This is a genomic window from Paenibacillus sp. FSL H8-0168 (assembly GCF_038592955.1).
Classification (GTDB): domain Bacteria; phylum Bacillota; class Bacilli; order Paenibacillales; family Paenibacillaceae; genus Paenibacillus; species Paenibacillus polymyxa_B.
On sequence record NZ_CP151948.1, the window covers coordinates 5,501,551 to 5,518,613 of the forward strand.

The 17,063-nt window shown below is 47.8% G+C and carries 14 protein-coding genes; 5 read left to right on the forward strand and 9 right to left on the reverse strand.

The window, feature by feature from the left end; all coding sequences use genetic code 11:
* Positions 1-21 precede the first annotated feature (21 nt).
* Positions 22-849 carry an HNH endonuclease signature motif containing protein gene (locus MHI21_RS24390; protein ID WP_209947656.1) on the reverse strand — a complete coding sequence of 276 codons (828 nt, stop codon included), beginning with the start codon at positions 847-849 and terminating at the stop codon, positions 22-24.
* Positions 850-1,112: 263 nt separating this feature from the next.
* Here MHI21_RS24390 and MHI21_RS24395 point away from each other — a divergent pair, with 263 nt between their 5' ends.
* Positions 1,113-2,630, forward strand: a complete 1,518-nt coding sequence (locus MHI21_RS24395) for an alpha-amylase (protein ID WP_342419049.1) — start codon at positions 1,113-1,115, stop codon at positions 2,628-2,630.
* Between the two features lie 64 nt (positions 2,631-2,694).
* Here MHI21_RS24395 and gpmA read toward each other — a convergent pair whose 3' ends face one another.
* From gpmA to MHI21_RS24420, 5 genes are all read right to left on the reverse strand, one after another.
* The gene (gene gpmA / locus MHI21_RS24400) at positions 2,695-3,444 is read right to left on the reverse strand and encodes a 2,3-diphosphoglycerate-dependent phosphoglycerate mutase (protein ID WP_190298221.1); all 750 of its coding nucleotides are present in this window, start codon (positions 3,442-3,444) and stop codon (positions 2,695-2,697) included.
* A gap of 134 nt (positions 3,445-3,578) precedes the next feature.
* Entirely contained in the window at positions 3,579-4,319 is a 741-nt protein-coding gene (locus MHI21_RS24405; RefSeq protein ID WP_023990900.1) for a Bax inhibitor-1/YccA family protein, read from the reverse strand.
* Between the two features lie 146 nt (positions 4,320-4,465).
* Positions 4,466-4,753, reverse strand: a complete 288-nt coding sequence (locus tag MHI21_RS24410) for a hypothetical protein (protein WP_190298222.1) — start codon at positions 4,751-4,753, stop codon at positions 4,466-4,468.
* A 235-nt stretch (positions 4,754-4,988) separates the two neighbouring features.
* Positions 4,989-7,283: a glycoside hydrolase family 2 TIM barrel-domain containing protein gene (locus tag MHI21_RS24415; RefSeq protein WP_342419050.1), complete on the reverse strand. Its 2,295-nt coding sequence runs from the start codon at positions 7,281-7,283 to the stop codon at positions 4,989-4,991.
* A gap of 201 nt (positions 7,284-7,484) precedes the next feature.
* The gene (locus tag MHI21_RS24420) at positions 7,485-8,549 is read right to left on the reverse strand and encodes a LacI family DNA-binding transcriptional regulator (protein ID WP_341162790.1); all 1,065 of its coding nucleotides are present in this window, start codon (positions 8,547-8,549) and stop codon (positions 7,485-7,487) included.
* A 179-nt stretch (positions 8,550-8,728) separates the two neighbouring features.
* Here MHI21_RS24420 and pepT point away from each other — a divergent pair, with 179 nt between their 5' ends.
* Together pepT and MHI21_RS24430 are read left to right on the forward strand one after the other, a co-directional pair.
* On the forward strand, positions 8,729-9,964 hold the full coding sequence (pepT, locus tag MHI21_RS24425) for a peptidase T (protein ID WP_023990904.1): 1,236 nt from the start codon (positions 8,729-8,731) through the stop codon (positions 9,962-9,964).
* 200 nt (positions 9,965-10,164) lie between these two features.
* On the forward strand, positions 10,165-11,001 hold the full coding sequence (locus tag MHI21_RS24430) for a methyl-accepting chemotaxis protein (RefSeq protein ID WP_165178012.1): 837 nt from the start codon (positions 10,165-10,167) through the stop codon (positions 10,999-11,001).
* Positions 11,002-11,189: 188 nt separating this feature from the next.
* Here MHI21_RS24430 and MHI21_RS24435 read toward each other — a convergent pair whose 3' ends face one another.
* Positions 11,190-12,065: a hypothetical protein gene (locus MHI21_RS24435; RefSeq protein ID WP_061829483.1), complete on the reverse strand. Its 876-nt coding sequence runs from the start codon at positions 12,063-12,065 to the stop codon at positions 11,190-11,192.
* Between the two features lie 446 nt (positions 12,066-12,511).
* On the opposite strand from MHI21_RS24435, the gene hxlA reads away from it, so the two are divergent.
* Together hxlA and hxlB are read left to right on the forward strand one after the other, a co-directional pair.
* A complete protein-coding gene (gene hxlA / locus MHI21_RS24440) occupies positions 12,512-13,147 on the forward strand; it encodes a 3-hexulose-6-phosphate synthase (protein ID WP_013312540.1) in 636 nt (211 codons plus the stop codon).
* A gap of 5 nt (positions 13,148-13,152) precedes the next feature.
* Positions 13,153-13,710 carry a 6-phospho-3-hexuloisomerase gene (gene hxlB, locus MHI21_RS24445; RefSeq protein WP_341162789.1) on the forward strand — a complete coding sequence of 186 codons (558 nt, stop codon included), beginning with the start codon at positions 13,153-13,155 and terminating at the stop codon, positions 13,708-13,710.
* A 139-nt stretch (positions 13,711-13,849) separates the two neighbouring features.
* On the opposite strand, the gene MHI21_RS24450 is transcribed toward hxlB, so the two are convergent.
* Positions 13,850-15,982, reverse strand: a complete 2,133-nt coding sequence (locus MHI21_RS24450) for an endo-1,4-beta-xylanase (RefSeq protein WP_342419051.1) — start codon at positions 15,980-15,982, stop codon at positions 13,850-13,852.
* Positions 15,983-16,044: 62 nt separating this feature from the next.
* Positions 16,045-16,968, reverse strand: a complete 924-nt coding sequence (locus tag MHI21_RS24455) for a carbohydrate ABC transporter permease (RefSeq protein WP_165178020.1) — start codon at positions 16,966-16,968, stop codon at positions 16,045-16,047.
* Between the last annotated feature and the right edge of the window lie 95 nt (positions 16,969-17,063).

Here is a 17,063-nt window from a genome sequence, read left to right on the forward strand (position 1 = left end):
ATCTACGCTCCAAGAGTCGCCCTACGTATGTAGGGTGCCTTCAGAAGCGTCAGGATTATCAGGTGCCTCGAAATCATCAGGAGACGGCTGCGGTACACCAGACTCAATGAACTCATCTACATCGCGGGCAGCCTTAACTTGATTGCATTCATTGCAAGCACATACACAATTGACCGGCGTTGTGTGCCCCCCTTTTGCCCGAGGCAGTAAATGATCAATCGTGTCACCGTAGCCCCCGCAAAAAAAGCAAGTATAACGGTCACGCTTAAGCACATATTGACGAAATTCCTTGTTGCTATACAGTCTGCGCACGGTGTATGGATTAACAATCACCGCCATACGCTCTCTGACCAGGGTCATGGCCAGATCAAGCTCAATCTCTTGATGCCAGCGTCTCCCCTGGTCGGTTTTGCCTCTTAGCCGAATCATGCCATTGCGATTGAGCCGCAACGCCCGGGTATCCGCAGGCTTCAGCCTGCTAAGCAGATGCCGAACCCGTTGCCGGTGGCACTCACGCGCTTTGTCCGTGACCGGCTTCCTGCGGGGGCGTTGTGCCTCCATAGGTAGCGACGCCTCTAGGCTGTGCGCAGCCGTATTTGCTTCAAGGCTATGCTGCATCACGGGAGCAGCCGAGGGATTTGTTTCCTCGCCGGAAGGAGCGGACGTAGCCGCACGTTCTTGCGGGGCCAACCCCCGGCAGGAACGGCAAGGACCACGCCGGGAATAAGGACCAGCCCGGCGACCCGTTCTGCGCTGAAAGTCCGTTAAAGGTTTCATCTCCTGACAATACGTACATTTCTTTATCAGCGGTTTGCTCGCTTCATCCTTGTTCTGCTGTGGTTCTGTCACGTCCACTCCTCCTTTCCTCTGTTTCTCACGCTTCACAGTTTGCCCAAAACCCGAACTATTGTTAAGTTAGATTCATTTTACCGTTTTCACGTTCCCTTTTCTAGCTACCCGAGTCGTTGGGAACACTTAGGTATAACAAATTTTAATGATTTAGCATACGTTATACAGCGATCCTCGTTCTTCATTCAGCATCATATTGACCGTCTGACGTTTAGCCCCCCTCACTTGGTGGGTAACTTGTTATATATGAAGGAGGGACGCACATGAAAAGGAACCATACGATGATGCAATTTTTCGAGTGGAATGTCGAAGCTGACGGTTCTCACTGGAAAAAGCTTACCCGCCTGGCTCCGGAACTGAAGGCCAAAGGAATTGACGCGATATGGATTCCACCTGTCACCAAAGGCCAATCGCCCGAGGATACGGGATACGGCGTCTATGACCTTTACGATCTGGGCGAATTTGACCAAAAAGGTGCGGTGCGCACCAAATACGGAACCAGGGAAGACCTGCTGGAGGCTGTTGCCGCCTGTGTTCGCCACGGCGTGGCCGTCTATGTCGATCTGGTCATGAATCATAAGGCCGGCGCGGATGAAACTGAAGTATTCAAGGTCGTCGAGGTTAACCCGGATAACCGCAATGAAGTCATTTCCGAGCCCTTTGATATCGAAGGCTGGACTAAATTTACGTTCCCCGGCCGTCAAGGTCAGTATTCCACATTTCAATGGAACTTTGAACATTTTAACGGAACCGATTACGATGCTAGCCAGGACCGGACAGGAATCTATCGTATTTTAGGTAAAAATAAAAGCTGGAGCGAAAATGTAGATGATGAATTCGGCAATTATGATTATTTAATGTTCGCCAATATTGACTATAATCATCAGGATGTGCGCAAAGAGATGATCCGTTGGGGAAAATGGCTGGTAGATACTCTGCAATGCAACGGATTCCGTCTGGATGCAATCAAGCATATTAATCATGAATTTGTACGAGAGTTTGCTACAGAAATGATTAAAAAACGCGGGCAGGATTTTTATATGGTAGGCGAGTTTTGGAAACCGGATCTGGAATCGTGTCAAAAGTTCCTGGATACCATTGATTATAAAATCGACCTATTTGACGTATCCCTCCACTACAAACTACATAGCGCTTCCTTGGGTGGCAAGGATTTCGATTTAAGCACCATTTTCGAGGATACGCTTGTTCATACCCATCCCCTCAACTCGGTTACTTTTGTCGATAATCATGATTCCCAGCCGCATGAAGCGCTCGAATCCTGGGTGGAGGACTGGTTCAAGCCCAGCGCCTATGCACTCATCTTGCTGCGCAAGGACGGTTATCCCTGTGTGTTCTACGGCGATTACTACGGTATCCAGGGGCAAACGCCCGTCAAAGGCAAGCAGGCTGAGCTAGACCCGCTTCTATATGCCCGGTACCATAAAGCTTATGGTGAGCAAAAAGATTATTTCGATGATCCCCATACGATTGGATGGGTTCGTCAAGGCGTGCCTGAACTGGAAGGCTCCGGATGTGCTGTGGTGATCACCAACGCAAATGACGGAGAAAAGCGCATGTTCGTAGGCAAACAACGTGCAGGGGAAGAATGGATGGATTTGACCGGACATCACGATCATACCGTAAAAATTGAGCAGGATGGCTACGGCATATTTCCCGTTCGTGCCGGCAGTGTATCGGTGTGGGCACTTCCCGCAGAGGAAGACAGCCAGGAAACAGAAGAAGAAGAAGAAGAAGAAGAAGAAGAGGAAGCGAACGCTTAATCTATACCCAACACAAAGAGGACAGGATGCGAGGAAGCGCCCTGTCCTCTTTGTGTATGGAAAGTCACTCCGTTACCTTGCTTTGGTTGGCCACGGCCTGCTTCTTAGCCTCTACATGACTCGGATCACCGAGATAAAAACGCCGGATGGGATCTATATGCTCATCCAGCTCGTACACCAGTGGAATGCCTGTCGGAATATTCAAATCCAGTAATGCCGTTTCATCCAGATTCTCCATATACTTGATTAAGGCCCGTAAAGTATTACCATGTGCAGAAATAATAACTCGATCCTTTTTGAGAATCAAAGGTACAATCCGCTGCTTCCAAAACTCACCGACCCGATGCACGGTGTCCTCCAGACTTTCCCCAAGCGGCAGCTCTTCTGGCTTAATATTGCGATAACGCTCTTCCCGATGCGGACTCCGCTCGTCCTGCTCATCCAGCATGGGGGGCCGCACCGTCAGACTACGCCGCCAGATATGAACTTGCTCCTCGCCGTATTGCACGGCGGAATCCAGCTTGCTAAGCCCTTGAAGAGCACCGTAATGGCGTTCATTCAGCTTCCATGACTTCTGCACAGGTATCCACAGATGATCCAGCTCATCCAAGATGTGATACAGCGTGCGGATAGATCGTTTTAGCACAGAGGCGAATGCCAAATCAAACGTATAACCAGCCTCCTTGAGAATACGTCCCGCCTCAATGGCCTCATGAGTCCCTTGTTCAGTCAGGTCCACGTCCGTCCAGCCCGTAAACAGGTTTTGTCGGTTATACACGCTTTCTCCATGCCTAACCAGTACCACTTGATACATACACTCACTCCTCTCCTGTCTGTCTTTATGTTTTACCCAACTTCTATGTATTTAACGTAAAATGCAATTTTTAAACCGTCTATTTAATACAAAAAAGGACGGCATTCAGCCATCCTTTTCTTCTTACCCTGCACTTAGTCCCTCTTACTGAATTTGGCCAACAGATCCAGAATCCGTACATACAGCCAGACTAGAGTCACCAGTAATGCAAAAGCACCATACCATTCCATATATTTGGGTGCACCTTGATCTGCTTGCTCTTCAATAAAATTGAAATCAACCAGCAGATTCAAAGCCGCAATGATCACGATAAATAAACTAATGCCAATTCCCAGCCAACCTGTTTCATGGATATAGGGAACATTCATACCGAAAAAGTTCAAGATAAAATCAACCAGCGTCACCAGAAAAATCGCCATCGTACACAGGACCACGAATGAGATAAAGCCGCGTGTCACCTTGATGATTCGCTGTGTGTACATAAAGAGCATCAAGAACAAGATACCCACGGTCAGCAAAATGGCATTGGCTACAATTCCAGGGTACTCATACTCCATAAAAGCTGAAACGCCACCCAAAGCAAAACCACTCAGAATCGCATATACAGGAGAGAGTAATGGAGCCGTTTTGGGAAAAAAGGATATCGCAAGTGCTACGCCTGCCATACCAATAAAGCCTGCCGTCAGCAAGGATAGCACCTCTACGGTTCCTTCGTAGGTCATGTACCAGGTAATACTTCCAGAGACGATGAGCAGAACCAGCAGAAGCAACGTTTTGTTCACCGTTCCTCCGATGGTCATGCGTTGTTCACTAGCTTCTCTTTCATCTTCGCGCAAAAAGATGTCATCACGTAAAACCGGATTGCTAAAGCTCATACAGGGTACTCCTTTTCGATGTTGTTGTTTGCTATGCTATATGTATATATCGGCACAACATGAAAAAAGTTTCAGAAAATTCCAACAAAAAAACTCTAACCTTGCCATACGGCAAAGCTAGAGTTAGAGGATCAGGTCGTTACAGGTTAAAAATCAGCTGTCGCAATCTGGATCGTACCCGTAGCTGCTCCAGCTGCGGTAGTCTGCAGAGCAGCTACCAGCAGTAAAGCAACCTCTAACGTGAGGCTGTTAGTTGGGGGGATAACATAAGTGATCACAGGTGCATTGACACGAGTTACGACAAGATTGATCGGTGCCGGACCGTTATTATTAACGGTAATTGTAGCATTCGCGCCACCGTTCAAGTTTTCAAAGTATGATTTACCAATATTAGCTGCGAGAGAATAGAATTGCTGAGGTAATAGAATCGCCATAGGATTCACCTCCCTTGCGCTTGATAGTGTATTCTATGCTTCCAATCTACGAGCGTAACGTTAAGTGACTCAGTAATAAGACACAATTTGAAAGACTCATAGATTAACGTACCCTAACCTATGCTAAAAAGGAGTTGCCCTCTCAGATCCTTTGCAGAATCTGCGGACAACTCCTTCTGGGAATCATGGATAACCACTTACGATATATAACCGCCTGTATAATGCCTTTGCTTCCTTATTGCACGTCAATGCTCAATTCCTGCGAACCGAAACGAGAAGGCGCGGAAACTTTCACGCGGATATTGCCAGCCTCACCCTTTGTACGAATCCAGAATGCAATGCGTCCACCAATTAGGGATAAGCTTGAAGGACCGATCAATTCACCCACTCCCTCGACCTCCACCGAAACAGGATCTGCATAGAACGGCAGGGCATTGCCGTATTCGTCCAGAGCATCCACTACTACTCGGGTTACGTCCCAATCGCCAGCTTCCAGCACCATATCATCTGCAGCTACCCGTAGCTCTGTCAGCACCGGATTACGTGAATAGTATTTGCGGATCACTTCTTGCCCGTCTACGTACCCAATGAATACAGCGTGTTCCCACTTCATGCCCCAGTGGCCTGTCAGCTCGTCGATCACGACAGGGGGGTGAGGAAGCGCCGGGTACTTTTCTCGGTTCGGACGATAAACACCTTTGCGCTCATGACCGTAGATGAACTCCACCTCATCGCAATTGGTGAACACGACCAGCGGCACGATGCCTCCGATATTCCGCTCGCCACGAGACCAGTAAGTGACCGGCTCCATAATGATTTCCTGTTCGACGTTCTTCTGGCTCCGGTACACGCTCGCTGCAAATTTAGGTAGGCGGAACATATCCATGACACCGTGGTAGCAAATTTTATCACCGGAACCAAAATCAGCATGCGTGTTATAGTCAAAAGCACACCAGCCAATCGCTCCGGCAATGCCCTCATCGGCATAGGAAGCATTTTGGACCCGCGTATGGCGCAGTGCATGCTCCATTACCCGTTCCTCCTGGTCAAAACGCTTGGTCGGGTACATATGCCCGTTATATTCCGTTACCAGATAAGGGACCGGATGATCCAGCTTTGTAACGAGAGACGGCTGGCGCAAGCCTGTCGTTTCGCCATCTACGCCTTCTGTATCGTCATACGTATCAAAATTGCGGATTTCCTTCGCCAAATATTTTTTGTGCCCACCATCATGAACAAAATCATTTATCGTATATACGTCTTCCAGCAGCTCACTGCCTACAATATAACGCACACCACCCGTAGCACGGGTCGGATCTAGCTTTCGTGCCAGCTCATTGGTACGCGTGTACAGATCATGGTCATCCTGCGACTCATTAATTCGTACCCCCCAGATTACAATGGAGGGATGATTACGATCACGGATAATCATGTCCTCTACGTCCCTCACTGCCTGCTCCTTCCACGCTTCACCGCCAATATGCTGCCAACCCGGAATCTCTTCGAAAACGAGCAATCCAATCTCATCACAGCGGTCTAGAAAATGACGGGACTGAGGGTAGTGGGATGTCCGTACCATATTCAGCCCCAGCTCCTCCTTGAGCACATCTGCATCACGACGCTGCGCTCTTTTGGGCATAGCATAACCAACGTACGGATAGGACTGGTGACGGTTCAGGCCGAGCAGCTTGATCTTCCGCCCGTTCAAGTAAAAACCGTCCGGCTGAAATTCAGCCTGGCGGAAGCCAAAGCGCACGGTCACCTGATCCAACTCTTCTCCGCTTCGTAGCAGCGTCAGCTTCGCTTCATACAGCTTGGGATCATCTATATCCCAAAGTTGCAGGCCGCCCAGCTCTTTCAGCTCCAGCGTTACTTCCGCCGCCGTCACCGCTGCCAGCTCGATCTCCGCCTTCACGCTCGCTCCGTCCAGCAATTGCAGCGCGACCGTCAAGTCGTCCTGCTGATCGCCGATGCCCTCCATCTCCACGACCACGCGCACCGCCTTTTTTACCGCAAGCGGCTCCGGTGTCTGAATGAATATCGTTCCAAGGTGTACAGGCTCCACTATTCGCAGCTGCACTTCGCGGTAAATACCGCCGTAGGTCAGATAGTCAATGACTGCCCCAAAGGGAGGGATGTCGTCCCGTTCCGTGGAATCGACAATGACTGTGAGCACATTGGAGCCGCCATACTCGGCAAGTTCGGTCAATTCAACGCTGAACGGTGTATATCCACCTTTATGCTCCCCCGCTTTTACCCCGTTTAGATATACCTGGGCATAGGTCATGACTCCTTCAAAATCAACATACACTCGCTTACCTTTGGCATCTGCCGGAATGTTCAGCTCTCTTTTATACGTAGAAATAAACTGAAATGCCTTGTCGTCAAAATAATTATACGGAAGCTCTACATTGGTGTGCGGCAGCTGAATTGGCTCATACCGACTTGCATCAATGCCTGCGCTTACTTCGCTCTCGACATATTCAGGAAGGTAAAACCATTGATCATTCAACGGCAAAATGGTACGCATGGGCAGTCACCTCAACCTTTTATTTTCCACTCTTATACCATAGTAAAATATTTAAGTAAAAATGATGAGTAAAACTTAGTAAAATAAATATATGTTCAATGTAAGCATTTCCAAGACAATTGTCAATCCATTTTTGTATCTTTTTATAATCAAAAAAACAGCCCCGGAAGGCGGGGCTGTCCAAATCCATAGCGTCGAATTTTATTTGGCATCGGTATGCAGCGGCGCACTGCTGTTGCGAATCATTAGCTCGGTCGGGATGATGACCTTGCGCCCCACCTCATTTGCACCATTGCGTACCGTATGCAGCAAGAGCTGAACGCCCGTTTCTCCCATCAGTTCGGTATGCGTTTTGACTGTTGACAGAGATGGGGTCAAATATTCCGCTGTCGGAATATCATTGAAGCCAACAATTGAGATACGTTCCGGCACCGCAAGCTGATGCTGCTCCAGCGCCTTCAACACCCCAATAGCCACCGAATCGCTCGCGACAAAGAAGGCTGTAGGCAGGTTTTCTGGTCCTGCCAGAATAGCCGCTTCCATCGCACGGAAGCCGTCTGCCGCCGTTCCTCCGCACACATGAATATCATCCGATGTGCATAGCCTGTGCTGTTCCTGATACCGCAAAAACGTCTCATAGCGGGCATCTAGCTCGACTCGTTCGGAATCATGGGACTGCTCATCCTTGCCCATACCTACATATCCGATGTGACGATGGCCTGCGCCCATCAAATAATCCAGTGCATCAGCCGCAGCGTGAGCAAGGTCAATGACCACATAGTCTGCCCCTGTACGCTCTACCGGATGATCCAGAAAGACGCAAGGAATGGGCAGTTCCAGCATACGTTCTACCTCTTCGCTGCTAAAATGCCCCAGCACGATTAGTCCATGTAGCCCTTCGGATGACGTCTTCAGCGCAGTCAGGTCCTCTCTTCTGAAAATACGCTCCAGCTGCGCCCCGCTTTGGCGGCACTCTTTTTCCACGCCAAACCGGATAGACAGATAATAAGGGTCTTCCAGTTCCTCGTACGCGCTAAACCAGTGCACCATACCCAACCGGATGGGTCCCTCTGCCTTCTTGCGGGGCTGACGACCAATACCGCCATTTTTACGCTTAACCGTCGTATATTTCATGCGCTCGGCAACCTCAAAAATTTTACGCCGCGTTTCCTCTGATACAGACAGTGTTTCATCATAATTCAGCACTCGGGAGACCGTGGATATCGAAACCTCTGCCTCCTGGGCGATATCTTTTAACGTAGGCATTGCAGACTCCTTTAATTGTTTTACTCTATTTTTACTTTTATTTTACTATTATCTTACTCGTCTCCCCTGTGCAACACAACCCGTCATTCCTAAAAGGGTCAACCATTTTTTTCATATTATAAGCCTAATCATGATAAAATACGTACCATAATAGAAATGACACTAAGGAGGATACACACATGAAACAGGAACTGATTGACCGCCTGACTACATATGTTCAGGTAGATACCCAATCTGATGAAAGCAGCCACACTTGCCCCACTACACCCGGACAGCTCACATTGGGCAACCTCTTGGTGGGCGAATTGAAAGCCATTGGTATGACAGACGTAACTATTGATGATCATGGTTATGTGATGGCAACCCTTCCTTCCAATACGGATAAAGAGGTTCCCGTCATCGGTTTTCTCGCCCACCTCGATACGGCTACCGAGCTGACTGGCGCAGGGGTAAAGCCGCAATTGACGGAAAACTATGATGGGGGCGATATCACGCTGAATGCTTCGCTTGGTGTGGTTCTTTCTCCACGTGAGTTTCCCGAACTGACTCAATATAAAGGCCACACCCTGATCACAACAGATGGTACCACCCTGCTCGGTGCAGACAACAAAGCCGGGATCGCAGAAATCATGACAGCTATCCACTACCTGATTGACCATCCAGAAATTCAACATGGCAAAATTCGCGTTGCCTTTACACCGGACGAAGAGATTGGAAGAGGGCCGGAACGCTTTGATGTAGCTGCTTTTGGCGCTGAATATGCCTATACGGTAGACGGCGGACCGCTCGGAGAACTGGAGTATGAGAGCTTTAACGCCGCAGCCGCCCATATTACCATTCACGGTGTGAACGTGCATCCCGGTACGGCTAAAAACAAAATGATCCACGCTGCCAAAATCGCTATGGAGCTGCACAGTCGGTTACCTGCAAACGAAGCCCCAGAATATACAGACGGATATGATGGCTTCTATCATCTCTTGGAGTCTACAGGCACGGCAGAACAAGCTAAGCTATACTATATTATCCGTGATTTTGACCGCGAGAGCTTTGAAAACCGGAAAGCTTATTTAACAAATGTAGTCAAAGAGCTGCAGGCCGCATATGGAGAAAACCGTATTGCGCTGGAGCTGAGAGATCAGTATTACAACATGAAAGAGAAAATAGAGCCAGTCAAGCATATCGTCGATGTCGCTTATGAAGCAATGACAAAGCTGAATATCGAACCCATTATCAAGCCGATTCGTGGCGGTACAGACGGTTCACAGCTATCCTACATGGGACTGCCTACCCCGAATATTTTTACAGGTGGGGAGAACTACCACGGTAAGTTTGAATACGTGTCGGTGGACAACATGGTACTTGCTACCAAGGTTATTGTGGAAATCGCACAACTGTTCGAGCAACGCGGCAAGTGAACTACCTATACACAGCACTGACACGTTAAGATTAAATAGAAGGCATATCGTTCCGTAATGGAAACGGTATGCCTTTTTTTCTGAAGCTTTCATTTCCCTTTAAATTTTCAATATCTTTATAACTTTTATCCGTCTTTAGACCGACAACTATATACGAGACTATAAAAAATATATCTAGTAAAGAAAGGTAGGTTATCTATTTGAATACAATAGATGCATTAATTGCAGCCATTCCCTACATACAACAGATTATGCGTGAGAAAGTGACCCTTGCTCTCTTCGACCGCACTCATGTCCTTATGTATACCCAATCTGAGGGTATGGACCTCGGCTTTGAAACGGGTTCGGAGCTGCTCGAAGACTATAAAGATTTTGCCATGCTTAAAAATGGACGTGAGCCCAGCCTGACCCACATCCCTGCTGAAATTCTAGGGTTTCCTCTTGATATGATCAGTATTCCTGTATTTGACGAGAAAGGTGAAGTCATCGCAGCGTTTGCGGCCTCTTATAATTTGACTAACAAAAATCAACTGGATCAAATCGTATCTGAGAACCTCTCCATCACTGAGCAGCTCATTGATATGGTACAGCATGTGGCGGCTCATTCCGAGGAGCTTCAGGCAACCAGTGAACAGATTTTGAAAAACACCCAAATCGCCGTACAAAACTCGGGTAAAATCAATCAGGTAGCTGTGTTCATCAAGGAAATTTCTGATCAAACCAACCTACTTGGATTGAATGCAGCGATCGAGGCCGCGCGTGTCGGAGAAGCAGGAGCAGGCTTTGGTATCGTCGCTCAAGAGGTGCGCAAGCTATCCGTAGAATCCAAAAAGGCGACGGTCGATATTGAAGGAGCCCTTAAGGATGTACAGAACTCCATTCGTCAAATGGAGCAGGAAATTGAGCAAATTGTTTCTTCTTCTCAAGAGCAGGCGACTCTGGTAGGCTCTTTCACTGAAGTGATGGAGCGTATGCAAAAGGCGAGTGAAACGATGCAACATCTGGCCAATGACCTGACTTCGTATGTCGTAAAATAAATCTTGCCATAAAAAAGGGGAGCACACTGATCGCAAAATGCGTAAAAGTGTGCTCCTTTTATGTACAAAAGCCCTATCGGGCTTGAAGGTCTAAATCTGAAACTCAAGCAGTATAAGAAAAAACACCATGATTTGAAGGAATCACAGGGTCTAACCCTCCCAAAATATTTCCCAACGGAAGAGCAATACTAAGAAACGCCAAGACCATAGTTACCGAGATTAATGCCTTTTTCATTATGAAGCCCCCTTAATAAAATGGTTTGGTATTGCTCTTGCTGTGATGGTGTTGCCAAATCTCGATAAGTCTCAAACAGAGCAACCAGTGTCCTGAAATCGGCATCCGCTTCTACACTGGCAGAGAATTGCAGAGAATCAAGGACATAATTTAAGGCAACGGAGTACTGCTTCTTCTTGAAATGGTAAATGGCCAATTGGTTGACCAGTTTTAAATAATATACGCGGTTTGCTCTATCTTCATAACCTTCAAATATCTTAATATCATCGGCAAAATCGTTCAGCAGGTCGTCTATATTCCAATTATTCAGGTTAGCTGCTTCGGCAATACCAACCAATCCTGGAAGTAGCTCCTCGTCATTGTCGTGAAGAAATTGAACGTACTCAGGCAAAAGTTCCCTTCTCCCCGAAAGTAATTCAATCGTAAATAAATTGGCCTTGGCGAGGAAACGGAATCTCTCTACTTCTTCGTGACCGCTCTGATCCAGCCCCATAAACCAACCCATTTCGCTATACTTCATAATATAGTTTCTGGCTTCCTCATACTTGCCCATATTCTGATAGTAAATAGATTTCGCCAAATAACTGTAAGCATAATAAAACACTAGCGGGTGTTTGGTGTCCAATGTCTCATACTTGCCGTCTGCAGCATTTCTCAGTTGGGTGTGATACAGGTTTTCAGCCAACGTATGCAGATAGTCTGCTACTTTGTTTGCTTCATCCCAATCATTATGTGTGTAGCTGATTCTAAACAACTCACAAGCTTTATCGAGTTCGTGGCTGTCCGACAACAAATAAATGGCTTCCCTTTGGTTCAGGACCTCTTCCACTAAAACCCGCCTCCCTATCCTGAAAATTGCGATTACCCCTTAGCACAGCGGCTACTCTTCAGGGTAGTTATACTCTTAGCCTCCATTTTTTGCATACCATTATATTACAAATATAGTCAAAACCTAACTTGAAGTCAATTCAATCATCGCTACCTTCTTTTTTTGCAACCTTACATTGCTGTGTACGGTTATCGGTTATGAATAGTTGACTCCCCTTATAGAAATAATGCTAAAAGAAAACAAAATGTAGGCTCTCTCATGGATGGTTTTTATGATGCTATAGTATCGTGGGGGTAACTACGTTACGAATTAGTGCGTACTTTTCAACCGGGTAGCTGGGCCTTACAATCAAACCTGTGCATGAAACTAAAGTATAGATTGATACTCAACAGAGCATGTACCTGTTCATCAAAATATAAATTCACTTAAGGAGTGAAGTTAATAACATGGAACTTCAATTGGCTTTAGACTTAGTAGATATCCCGCAAGGGATTGCATTGGTAAAAGAAGTAGAGTCGTATATTGATATCGTAGAAATCGGTACGCCGATTGTCATCAATGAAGGGCTTCATGCAGTAAAAGCAATGAAAGAAGCATTCCCTAATCTGAAAGTGCTGGCTGACCTGAAGGTTATGGATGCAGGGGGCTATGAAGTGCTAAAAGCTTCCGAGGCTGGTGCGGATATCGTTACGATTTTGGCTGTAGCTGAAGATGCAACAATCAAAGGCGCAGTAGAAGAAGCGAAAAAACAAGGCGGCAAAAAAATCCTGGTGGATATGATCGGTGTTAAAAACCTGGAGCAACGTGCGAAGGAAATCGACGCTCTGGGCGTTGACTACATCTGTGTGCATACAGGCTACGATCTGCAAGCTGAAGGACAAAGCCCGTTCGAAGCACTGCAAACCGTCAAAAAAGTCGTGAAAAACTCCAAAACTGCCGTGGCTGGCGGTATTAAGCTGAGCACATTGGCTGAGGTCGTGAAGGCTCAACCGGATCTGGTTATCGTCGGCGGTGGTATCACTGGCGAGGACGACAAAAAGGCTGTAGCTTCCCAAATGCAACAGCTTATCAAACAAGGTTAACCCCAATGGAAACCTCTCAATATTTATCTGAGGTACTCAAGGAGCTACAATTGGTTCCACAATTGATCAGTGATACGGAATCGGAACAGCTGATCCATTCCATCGCCGTTGCCAATAAGGTATTCGTGGCAGGTGCGGGCCGCTCAGGGTTCATGATTCGCTCGCTGGCAATGCGGCTGATGCATATGGGAATTCAAGCTTACGTAGTCGGGGAAACCGTAACTCCCGGTTTGGGCGAGGGTGACCTGCTCATTATCGGTTCAGGCTCTGGTGAAACCAAAAGCCTGATCTCCATGGCAGAAAAAGCAAAGAAACTCGGAGCCTCTCTGGCGCTACTAACCACTTCTCCCGGTTCCACCATTGGCAAACTGGCCGATGTCATCGTCAAGCTGCCTGGTGCGGCCAAGGACCCGTCCAACAAGGACTACCAGACGATTCAGCCCATGGGCTCATTGTTTGAGCAAACCCTGCTGTTGTACGGTGACGCATTGGTACTCAGAACGATGGATCTGCGCAAGCTGACCTCCAAATCTATGTTTGGTCAACACGCCAATTTGGAATAAAATGCATTCCTTTACGATAGCAAAGCAGGCTGTTCTTTACATGTCACATGTGAAGAACAGCCTGCTTTTATGCTTGTATAAGGCGACGTTCGATACAGCATAGAATAAGGCAAAACAAGCCCGGCATGTATTCAAACCATTATTCGTTGTTCCCTGCTGTCAACGACGGGACTTTGGACGGATCAGCAAGTGCCCAATAGGCATATTTGGCCTTTAACCGTTCGTCGAATAGTAGCGGCTTATCCAACCGGGCTATCGGAAACGTGCTGAGCCACGTATTTCCATCATCCGTACCCCAAATCGTCACATTGCTGATATGTTCCTGCTGTCTTGAAAACATATCGAACAGCGCCCGATAGCGGTGAGCCTGCCGGATGAGCATAGATTCTGGAATCGTTTCATAGCGATCTGTGTCATTGGAATAAAGCCCCATATCCAGCTCGGTAATTTGATTATCCAGACCAAGCGAAGCAAACTTCTCTATGGACTGCTCAATCTCGCTAATAGCGGGAAACTCCAGGCGGATATGCGATTGGTGGCCTACCCCGTCAATCGGTACACCTTTAGCGAGCAGATCACGTACCAAATTGTACAGAAAATCCCGTTTCTTCGGCTCATGCGTGTTGTAATCGTTAATGAATAGCCGTGCGTTCGGACCCGTCGCTTCCCTCGTGACACGGAATGCTTTTTCAATATAATCAGTACCGGTAATCTGATACCACTTGCTGCGGCGCATGCCGTCCGGCTGATCAGGATCAATGACCTCATTCACCACATCCCAATCGGTGATGACATTTTTATACCGGGCTGCAACAGCGCGAATATGCGTCTCCAGCCGATCCAGCAAAAGCTTTTTATTCTCAGCAGTCGGCGTCATCGGCTGTCCATTCTTATCCTTGAACATCCAATTCCCAGTCTGGTTATGCCACACCAAAGTATGGAAGCGAATTTCCAGTCCATGCTGTCTAGCAAACTGCACAATTTGATCTGCTTCCTCCCAATGGAACTGTCCCTCGGACGGTTGTAAGGAGATCGGCTTCATCGCATTCCCTGCAACGACGCTGTTAAAATGCTTCTGTACCAACTCACCGTAAGCCCCTTCGGTCTGGAAGGCTTCAATCGCCGTGCCAATGCTAAACTGTCCCCCATATAATCCATGCAAAGAAGGAATGTCCTTTTCAATAGCCAGCGGTGGTACAAGTGACAGCTCGAAATCATCCATATAAAAGGAAGACGTTCCTTCTGCCGTTTCCAAATACATGGAAACGGTGTCTGCATCATGCGCGAGCGTATACGTACCAGACAAATGCATCCATCCCCCCGTCGTAGTAGCCGTGTCGCCTACAACAGTTTCATACGCACTATCCTCTTGATGATCACGCTGTACGCTGAGCCTCACCTTGGCAGGCTGCTCACCCGGCGCCAGCTTCACCCAGGCACTGACCGTATATCGGCTGCCCTTTTGCATCGTAGCAGTCACATCCAGCTTGGGTCCGGCATATGTCTTTTGTCTGCCTGTTGTCAGCAGACTGTATGAGCCGCTTCGTGCATCGGCGTCCGAAACCTGTACGGTCTCGGTACCCATACGGGACACCCATCCTTGAGCCGTACCATCTTCAAACCCGGATACGATACCATTGCCCGGCTCCGTTGGCGTCTTCGATACCTGTGTTATTTCTACCTCATCCACATAGTAGGCCTGCGCGGGATTCGAGCTTTCCACATACAGCTTCAATGCATCCATCCCCCCGGTAAAAGTATATTTCCCCTGAAGTTTGATCCATGATGTATCCGCCGTCTCTGTCTGCGCTACCGTCTTCCATGTCGTAGTCCCGCCTGTCGGCTGCTGCTCCACTGTAAGTTTAACCATGCTCGGAACCGCAGAATGACCATCCAGCTTCACATAGCCACTAATTTCATACTCCACATCCGGCTGCAACAGCGACTTCACATCCAGCTCCGCCCCGTTCCAAGCCGATGTACGAGCGGTTGCCTTCAGACTGTGCGTGCCGCCATATGCTGCTTCCGTGACGGATGCAATTTGGGTATAAGTTCCTCGGGGCTTCCAGCCGTCGCTGTTTCCTTGCTCAAATCCATACGTTCCAATGGTCTTATGGATACTACCCGCCGATAGCACCATATCCGAAACGGGCGGGGAATGTTCTATAGACGGAGCTGCCTTCGCCACAGACGCTCCCCACCAACCGACAGGCGATAACAACAGCGCTCCAGCCAGTACCAGACAAAAAGGCTTAACCCAACATGACCGCAAAGCAATCCCTCCCGTACTCTAATTTTTTGGAATTGGTATTTGGCACCATTGGTTTTCATTTACTATCCTTTGACACCGCCCAAGGTCATACCCTTCACAAAGTATTTTTGCAAAAAGGGATACACTAAAATAATAGGCACTGAAGCGACAATCGTCATCGTGGCCCGAATCGAGGTAGGCGTGACCGACTTGGCCAGATTTTCCGAACCAGCGAATTGGCTCGCATAGTCCTGACCGTTAACAGACGTGTTAGAATTTTGCAGGATTTTCATCAGCTCATATTGAAGAGTGCTCCATTGCTCATATGATGAATTGTACAAAAACACATCGAACCAGGAATTCCATTGTGCCACCGCTGTAAACAGCGACACCGTCGCCAGTACGGGAACACACAGCGGCAAAACGATGCGCATAAAAGTGGCAAACTCCCCAGCCCCGTCAATACGCGCCGACTCCAAAATCCCTTCCGGCAATCCCTCAATAAAGGAGCGAATGACAATCACATTAAACACCCCGATCAATCCCGGCACGACATACACCCAGAAAGTCCCCAACATCCCAAGCTCACGAATCAGGAGAAAGTTTGGAATCAATCCCCCGCTAAAATACATCGTTAAAATAAAAGCAATTGAAACAAATTTGCGCAGCACATATTCCGGCCGGCTGATCGTATACGCCACCATCGCGCAGCAAAATACCGAAGTCACTGTACCCACAACTGTACGTAATACAGAAATCAGCGTAGCATGGAAAATCGTCGCTTCCTTGAACACAAATTCATAATTACTCCACGTGAATTCACGTGGCCACAAATAGATCCCGCCCCGAATCGAATCATTCGCTTCATTTAACGAAACCGCCAGCGTATTTAAAAACGGATACAGCGTGAACACCATCAGGCAGAGCATAAACCCGATATTGCACGCATCAAAAATTCGATCTGAGGGGGCCCGAAATCGCCCGTGTACGGCCTTCCCTTTGCCCATGACTTCCGCTCCTTTCTAAAAAATAGTTTAGGCATTTGGATCGCGCACCCTAATTCAACTAATTGTTATTGGAGCTTGTTGGTGCTGTTACTTGG